1 pseudogene is annotated in these 322 nt (G+C 61.8%); it reads left to right on the forward strand.

The features are described 5' to 3' along the window. Positions 1-51 precede the first annotated feature (51 nt). Positions 52-322: pseudogene (locus tag P3G66_RS31900) on the forward strand (IS30 family transposase); the annotation flags it as partial.

Genomic DNA, 322 nt, shown 5'->3' on the forward strand with positions numbered 1-322 from the left:
GGCGGCTTCTAGTGGTCGTCGCAACACCCCACTGTGGGAGTTGCGACGACCGTGGCATCTGCATCTGAAGAAATCAAGATCCTGAAGGAAGCTTTCCTCGCGGCTTTGAGGGAGTCGGGAACGGTGACCGAGGCAGCCCGAATTGTCGGAGCGAACCGGAATTCCGCCTATGCGTGGGCCAAGAAAGCGGGAGTGCCTACCAGCGGACGTCGAGGGGCCAAGCCACATCCAGGACGTGAGCAGTATTCACAGTTGCGCGCTGCGGGAGTCTCCCGCCGGCATGCAGCCGAGCAAGCCGGAGTGCACATACGCACAGCTCAGG

The sequence above is a fragment of the Rhodococcus sp. C3V genome (assembly GCF_029269915.1).
GTDB lineage: Bacteria > Actinomycetota > Actinomycetes > Mycobacteriales > Mycobacteriaceae > Rhodococcus_F > Rhodococcus_F qingshengii.